The organism is uncultured Parabacteroides sp. (assembly GCF_905196875.1).
Taxonomy (GTDB): Bacteria; Bacteroidota; Bacteroidia; order Bacteroidales; family Tannerellaceae; genus Parabacteroides.
The window spans coordinates 1-7,966 of record NZ_CAJJWO010000122.1; the positions used below are offsets into that span (position 1 = coordinate 1).

Sequence of the window (7,966 nt, forward strand, 5' to 3'; positions counted from 1 at the left end):
ACGGCTGGTAATGACTTTTATAATGATGAAATCCCGACACAACAGTTCTACTATAACGGGACAGGATGGGAGGCGAGAAAAGATACACTTTTTCTTGCTGAAAAGAGTGGTACGGTGTATGCCTGTTCCGTTCCGAAGGAGAGCGCAACCTTCACGGTTTCGCTTGAAGGCGGAATACCCGTTTTACCAGGTACCATCGCATGTGAGCAGTCATGCCGGTTGCCTGCTGATCTTTCGGCTCCACTGACGGATGTCGACCAATATGATTACCTATACGGGACGGAGCCGGGAAATGTAACAAATCGGCCGGTCGTTTCGCGTGATCATAACACGGCTTCGCTGGAGATGAGGCATTTTATGGCTAAAGTGAGCTTCAGGGTCATGAAGGCAATCGACCAGTCGGCTCCCGGCGAGAATGACTTTATCAAGAGTGTCACTTTGCAATCGACGGGTAGCCCCCGCTTTACGGCGGGTGTCGTGTCATTCAATTTGGGCAACGGCAAAATAACGGGAGGCTCTTTATACAATACGATAAAGCTTTCCAATGTAGGCGATTACGCGAAAGTCGATGCTTATACGGCCAACCATGCCGGTCTGGGAGCCAAGATGTTTGGTTTGACTGCTCCGGTAACGAAGGTGGAAGGGACGATCAGTGTGTTGCTCGGACAGAAGGCGAATACGCGATACGACCGGTCGTATCAGGCTGAAAACACAGTTTTCAGCTGGGAAGGGGGTAAACATTATATTTATTCTCTCCTGATAACCGATGTAGGTCTGATTGTAAGCAAACCTCAGGTGGTCGGATGGGAAGAATCGGCAATCAGTGAACCTGTATTGCCCGACAGTGTAACAAAGAACAAATAAAAACAGAATGATATGAAACAGTTTATTTATAGTGTATGTATGGCGTTGGGGATCGGCGTCTCGGGATGCTCGCTTGTTGAAACGGAAATGGAGAACGGAGGGGGAAATCCGGTCATATTGGGAGTAAGAAATGCTAACCTGGAAACAAAAAGTATTTTTACAACTGTCGGGACCGGGACAACCGGGAATGTACTGAATAAAATCGCAGTAGGGGTAACGGCAAACAGCAACGTCTCCTGGTATGATACCGATGTTACCAGGCAGCTTTTTAAAACGCAAGGTACTGATGCAGTCACCTGGATGGCAGAGGGTACTCCGCTTTATCTGAACGATACCAAAGGAACAGTCTATGCCTGGGCTCCGTCGGATTTAACGGCGACATTTACTGCCGGTGCGCCATTGAAGTTAACCGGTCTGACTTTGTCGGCTGTGCAGACATTCGATTTTACAAATCAGGACGGTGTAACAGACTGGAATACCAGTGAGAAGGACTATCTTTATTCGGCTCCGGTTTCTAATATCAATAAAAATAACTCGTCGGCGGCATTGAATATGTCTCATGCTTTATCGAAGGTCAGTTTCCGCGTGATGAGAAATAGCGGGCTTCCGGCTCCCGGTACCCGTGATTATGTGAAAGAAGTGAAACTCGTGTTCAAGGCTGACGGGGGAAAAACCGGATTTGTGGGAAAGGGTGAAATAGATCTGAATACGGGAGATATTAAAGCAGACGATGCCGGTCGTTTATCAACAATTACATTTAGTCCGAAAACATCTGCCGGTAGTAGGCAGGTGGCGGCTTATGCCGTGAGTGGTTCCGATCCTGATTTTGTAGCAGTTTCTCCTCAAGCTTTCGCGTTGGTAGCTCCGTATCCGTCGGTCGATAAAGGGAAAGTGGATGTAGTCATTAAAGTGGGGATGAAGGATTCGGATACCTATGACCGTACTTTTACTACCACTGCATCGACTGAGCTGAACTGGCAGAAAGGTAAGCACTATATTTATACGATCCTGTTGACGGAAAAAGCACTTACTATTTCAAGTGTTACACTTGTTGGTTGGAGTGATGAATTGAAAGATCCGGTTTCTGCCGAATAATATGGGAAAGATAATGAAATGAAATATATGGATTATTACAGGGTCGTTTGTCTTTTACTACTACTGACAGGGTGTACGACAAGGGATGTGTTGGAGCAGGTTGGTTCGGAAAAAGTTCCTGTGGAGCTTCGCATACAGGCCTCTGGCGTGGATAGTCGCATAGCATCCCGTGCATCGGTCGAGAATTTGCCGGTTGGAGCAACTGTTCGTGTAGCAGCCTATAAACGTGCATCCGGAGCATTGGCTACACCTGTGGATTTTACTGTTACCGAACCGACTGCTCAGGCTACCTATGAAGTGGATGCCGATGGTATGTTAACGCCTTGCAACGTAGATGCTTCCGGTAATAAAACAGCAGGTACTCCAGATGCTTTTTGGGTATATAAAGGAACCTATGATTTTTATGCTGTTTCCCCTGCACGCCCTTTGGTGTCGGAGGATGGAAAATACAAGGTGAATGGTTTGCAAAGGAATGAGGATGTGATGACATCTTTTGCAGAAGGAATAGCAGTGACTGTATCGAATGACCTTGTTACACTCGGAACATTCAACCGTCAATCAGCCCGGGTCATATTCAAAGTGATCCCTGCGACAACAACGAAAATCGGATTGAAGAAACTGACGGCCAAGTCGGTGGCTCTGAGTTCTATGTCCGCGGCGACTGGTTCCATCTTGTCCGGAAAGGTACAAACAATAACGCCGACAGCTGCATCCACTGTTACTTTTTCTAATTTCACGGCAGTTCCTTCCGTAGATGATCCCAAGGCACTGGGACTTACCCAGGCAATAAATCTGGTCTTGCCTAAGAGTACTGCCTCGATGGATATAAAGGTGACTTTTGATTATCAGAATGAAAATGAGGCGGCAATCAAGGAAAAAACATTTCTGGCAACTCTGAATGCTATTGCTTTTGAAGCCGGTAAATCGTATATCATTTCTTTAACGGTGGATAATAATTCTTCTACTTTGACCTGGACTGTCAATTGGTACACCCAGGTTAGCGATACTGACAATAATATGGGAGGGGCTTCTTCCCGATTAAATATTTTGTAAGCGAATGGAAACAGTAATAAAAACTTTGTGTCTACGTGGAGTAATGATAATTGCAGTCCTTGCTGTCTTGGGTGGATGTACGGATGAATACGATGCAAAAGATACATCCAGCCGGGCGATACGGGTAGCTGCGGATTTGAGTTTTTCAGTAGAAGAGAATTCTAACCCTATTACGCGAAGTGATTTTTTCACTTCTCCCGGAGAAACAATAGGAGATACGATACCTCCTGTCGTGGAAAAGCCGGAAGTAAAGACGAGGGCAATAAATGAAAATGAAGTGAAAACACTTTGGGTAGGACAGTATGATGCTGTTTCGGGAAATTTATTGATTTCTTATTTTCTGACGAATGTGGGGAATACTATTCAGATACAGCTGATCGAGTCGGCTCAAAGTAACCTGCGTTTTGTGGCAAATACAGATGATTTAGGGAAAGTGGCTACTTTGAACGATTTTAATCTAAAGAAAATAGCCTATAAAGCAGAAAGTGTTCCGATGTTCGGGCAATTGGACGGAGAAACGATTTCGGTGGATTACAGCAAAACAATACCATTGAAACGTATGCTGGCAAAAATTGAATTGAGCTATACTATCAAGTCTGGTTTTAGTCTTACGCTGAAGAATATTTATCTGCGTAATGTTCCGGGACAGATACAATGTATGGAACCATCCGGACAGATATCCGGTATATCCTATCAGGATTTTACCACAAATGCTCCGGCTTCCGCCGGGAAGGTTACGTGGTATACGCCGGAGAATAAGGCAGGAGTTATCAGTAGTGGTAAAGATGGTTATGCCTCGAATGCACGCGGGAAAAAAGGAAGCTCTATTTCTGTTCCTAATGCTACTTATATAGAAATAGTCGGGGATGCAACAGTGAATGGGACGACTTACCAGAATGTGTCTTTCCGATATTATCCGGGCAGTGGCATCAACGATTATAACCTGAATCGAAATACACCGTATGTAATCAATCTGACCTTAAGCGGTATTGATCTGAGCGATCCGAGAGTATCAGTAACCGTACCGGATATGGTGGATCCTACAATTCTGGATGCGGAAATAAACTCTGCAACATCCATGCAGGTCACCTCCCGTCCAGGAACGGCGTGGTCATTAGCATTACCTGATTGGTTGTCGGTTTTGGTGGGAGGTAGTACGACCGGAGCAGGAAATACATTGAACTATAGCGGTCCTACTCCTGTAACATTCACTGCCGTAAAGGCAAATCCCGGTTCGACAGTTCGTAATAAAGTGTTTACGATAGATGGAAATAATGTGACAGTGAAGCAAAAAGGTTCAATCCTGACAATAACTGAAACTTCTAAAGCACTGGAAGCAAAAGCTACAAGTGACAATCTCTGCTCATTTACCGGAACGAGAGGATTATCCTGGGTTGTATCTAAAAATGTGAACTGGTTGACCTTGACTGTAGATGGAGGAGCACTTTCTGGGATAGAGAATGCGACAGGAGCTGCGCAGAAGATAGCTTACAGTGCAACACTGAATACCAGTGATGATGCCAGGAACGGTCTGGTAACGGTTTCTGCCGGAAATGGGCTAGGGGATCTGATCAAGACAATCAGTGTGACGCAGGATGGTTCGGTTTATGAAGGGATTCCTGCGACTATTGCTTTGACTTCAAGAGGCGTTGATCAATATTATTTGAGTGGAACAGAAGGGTTAACCTGGAATATGGTGGTTCATTCTACTAATGGTATAACAATCACGCCGACAAGTGGAACATTACCTGCTCAGCTATTGATAAGTGTTGAGAGGAATCCGTCAACCCCCAAACGTTTGGCATCGATAACAGTGAATATACCGGATAAAAACTATTCGCAGGTAGTTTCTATTTTTCAATATGGATCACCTCCTCCCGGAAGTGAATACGGAATTCAAAAATCTAATATAAGTACACAGAAAACTTTGAATTGGGATAGCTGTAGTAGTTATTGTGCTAATCTGGTTTCAGAGGATTTTGATGACTGGAGATTACCTGGCGATTCTGAAATGTATGGAATGTGGAATGGAACCTCTCCTTATCACGGAATTCCAACTAGTGGTTTTTGGGGTAGTAGGACTAATGGAAGTACTGCTCATGTTTTGTATAAAAATAGTAGTGGTGGTAATGTATTTAAGTGGGCACCTAAAACAAGCTCGTCTACTTGCCGATGTGTTCGAACCATATTGTGATATAAGAAGGTTTTGAAGACTTTATTGATATAATATTATAAATATAACAGATTATGAACAAAGCAGATTTAGTAAATGAGTTAGCGGAGAAAATGGGTATTCCGCAGTATCAGTCGCGGCAGTTTCTCAATGCCTTTCAGGAGGTGGTGAAAGAAATATTGCAAAAGGATACTGTATCACTTCAGGGGTTTGGTTCGTTCGAACCCTGGGAACAGACAGAACGTCCGGGGCGTAATCCGCGTACGGGACTTGCTTGTATGATAAAGCCCCGTACAAGCGTAAAGTTTAAGCCGGGAAAGTTATTGCTGCAGGCGCTCAATTCTAAAAATAGATAAGAGGATGAAGATGGTTATAACGAAGGGGCTGGCGGGTTTATGCATACTGGTCAGCCTGCCTTCCTGTGGAACGGACCGGCAAAGCTTGCAGGTAATAGAAGATATACCTGAGGCTACCTTGGTGCGCTGTGCGGAGATCCCTTTATTGAAGATCGATGCCCTGGCCGTTTACAGCGGGATGATTAGCTATCTGACACCGGAAGTGGAAACCTGTCCTGCAGAACAACCGGGTACTGAAAAGTTGACGGCTTACATCGGTTTCCCGGCAGGGAATGTCAAACTCGACCTGAAGTATGGCAACAACCGGGCCGAACTGGAAAAGCTGAAAGAACGCTTATCGCAGTTGCAGGGAGCGGAAAACAGGGTACGGGCCGTCCGCCTGACAGGCTTTGCTTCGCCCGACGGAAGCACGAGTGAGAATGAGCGGCTGGCGGGAAACCGGGCTGTCGGTTTTAAGAATTACCTGCAAAAGTTGCCGGAACTGTCCGGTGGCGTGCCGGTCACGATCGATTGGGTAGGTGAGGACTGGGAAGGACTGCGGGAACTGGTTGCGAAGTCGGGGCGTAGTTATAGTGCGGAGGTATTGGCTGTACTGGATAAATACACCGATGCCGACAGCCGGCGGAAGCAGCTGAAGGCGCTAAATAAGGGGGCTATATATAAGGATATAGAGAAAAGCTTCTTTTCCCGCTTGCGTCGAATGGAGCTGGATGTCACGTATGAGACGACGGTTAGGGTTCCTACCGGGTTACCCCGACTGGGGGAACTGGCGGAAAAGGTGGTTGCCAATCCGGATAAGCTGACGCTCGAGGAGCTTCTGCAGGTGGCGGTATTGTATCGTCCGGGTACGGAACAATATCGCGAAGTATATGAGTTGGCAGCTTACCGTTTCCCATCCAGCCGGGAAGCCATACTGAATGCCGGAGCCGCTTCGCTTGCTTTGGGTGACGGAGAAGCGGCGGCTTATTTCCTGCGGCTGGTGGCCGACGATCCGCGTTCGTGGAATAACCTGGGGGTATTGGCCCTGATGGAGAACGAGTCGTCGGAAGCTATCTCGTGGTTTCGCAAGGCGATGCCGCAAAACCCGCGCCTGTCGCGTCATAATATTCGCATAGCGCAGGGATATTAATGGCCTACGGGCTTTTGTGCCGGACCGGTAAGGGCTAACTATTCCCTTATGGTCCGGCACTTTTTATGTATAAAATAATAAAAGAACTGCTGGGTGAGAAACCTTCCGGCAGAAAGTTCCGGAAAAAAACGGAACAGATGGCTCCCGAAGAGAGGGCCTTTTATATAAAAGCGGTCTATGATGCCGCTTTTTGTGATTGGTTGGAAATGACTGATGAGTACAGAGCGTTTGTTTTGATCTTTGTATGCAGCGATTGGGCGCGATCGGTTGACTATCTCCGAACTCATACAGTATTAGGAAAACTGGCTTTTCCCTTGCGCGAACCTTTGATGTTACGTAGGTTACTAACGTTACTGGAAACGTATGAGAAGGATTTCGATTTTAATTCCATGCATCTGGCCTTTATCTGTTTTCTGGCTTTTGGTTTTGATGGGAATTTGCAGTATTTTTCCTGTAAGCTCCGGAACGATAGGGCTGACAGGGATGATATCGAGGATTTGGAAAACATGCGTAAGTGGGCGAAAAGGCGTAAGTGATGATTAATTGATGTTAAATAGGGGAGGAATCGGTCTATCGCCTTTCAGGTATCTTCGGATGGCTTGTGTGGGATACGGGATCGTTTTCTCCCCTTTCTGACTGTTTATTCCCCCGTATTCGGATAGAAGCGGGTTTCCCGGATTCATATCTTTGACATGTGTTCGATATCGGACTTATTATTAATCATTAAACACATTAGTATTATGGCAATGAAGTTTAAGTTAGTTACAAGAAAGAACATGGGACCGGATCAGGAAGAAGTACCGGAAAAAATCTATGCACAGATGGTGTGTGGCGATTACGTCCCTTTCGATGAATTTGTGGAAGAGGTTGCCGACAGCTCCGGCGTGGGTAGTGCGGGAGTGAAAGCGGTAATTGACCGTATGGTCGTTGTATTGGTACGCCACATGCAGCATGGCCGAAGGGTGCAGGTTGGTGAGTTAGGGCATTTCCGTTATAACTTCGGGTCGGATGGTGTGACGGATGGGAAAGATTTTGCTACCAATATGATCCGCGAGCCGAAGGTTCGTTTTTTTCCGGGGAAGGCGTTGCGTGTGGCTAAAGGACGTACGAGTTTTGAGAAAATCTCTCCTGACGATAAGAAAGAAGATGAAGGAGGGGGTGAGGATGACAGACCGGTCATTGAATAAACTGGCAGTTGACCGGTAACGTTTAACAGTTAAAGTGAATGACTATGAAGCGGCTGACGGTTCAGTTGATTATTGCAATCCTGCTCACATTGAGCGGGATTGTTCTTCT

Annotated in this window: 8 protein-coding genes; all 8 read left to right on the plus strand. The window is 46.0% G+C overall.

Annotation, left to right across the window (positions count from 1 at the left end; genetic code table 11):
- A partial coding sequence (locus QZ076_RS21560) for a fimbrillin family protein (protein ID WP_293717170.1) occupies nucleotides 1-864 on the plus strand: 864 nt, incomplete at its 5' end.
- A gap of 12 nt (nucleotides 865-876) precedes the next feature.
- Nucleotides 877-1,959, plus strand: coding sequence for a fimbrillin family protein (locus QZ076_RS21565; protein ID WP_293717171.1), 1,083 nt, complete (start codon nucleotides 877-879; stop codon nucleotides 1,957-1,959).
- Between the two features lie 27 nt (nucleotides 1,960-1,986).
- Nucleotides 1,987-3,012, plus strand: a complete 1,026-nt coding sequence (locus QZ076_RS21570; protein WP_293717172.1) for a fimbrillin family protein — start codon at nucleotides 1,987-1,989, stop codon at nucleotides 3,010-3,012.
- 4 nt (nucleotides 3,013-3,016) lie between these two features.
- Entirely contained in the window at nucleotides 3,017-5,206 is a 2,190-nt protein-coding gene (locus QZ076_RS21575) for a BACON domain-containing carbohydrate-binding protein (RefSeq protein WP_293717173.1), read from the plus strand.
- A gap of 53 nt (nucleotides 5,207-5,259) precedes the next feature.
- Nucleotides 5,260-5,541, plus strand: coding sequence for an HU family DNA-binding protein (locus tag QZ076_RS21580; protein ID WP_293717174.1), 282 nt, complete (start codon nucleotides 5,260-5,262; stop codon nucleotides 5,539-5,541).
- Nucleotides 5,542-5,545: 4 nt separating this feature from the next.
- Entirely contained in the window at nucleotides 5,546-6,670 is a 1,125-nt protein-coding gene (locus QZ076_RS21585; RefSeq protein WP_293717175.1) for a hypothetical protein, read from the plus strand.
- Nucleotides 6,671-6,735: 65 nt separating this feature from the next.
- Nucleotides 6,736-7,206 (plus strand): hypothetical protein, encoded by a 471-nt coding sequence (locus tag QZ076_RS21590; RefSeq protein ID WP_293717176.1) that lies wholly within the window; start codon nucleotides 6,736-6,738, stop codon nucleotides 7,204-7,206.
- Between the two features lie 204 nt (nucleotides 7,207-7,410).
- Complete coding sequence (locus QZ076_RS21595; RefSeq protein ID WP_293717177.1) at nucleotides 7,411-7,857, plus strand: HU family DNA-binding protein; 447 nt, start codon at nucleotides 7,411-7,413, stop codon at nucleotides 7,855-7,857.
- Nucleotides 7,858-7,966: the final 109 nt, after the last annotated feature.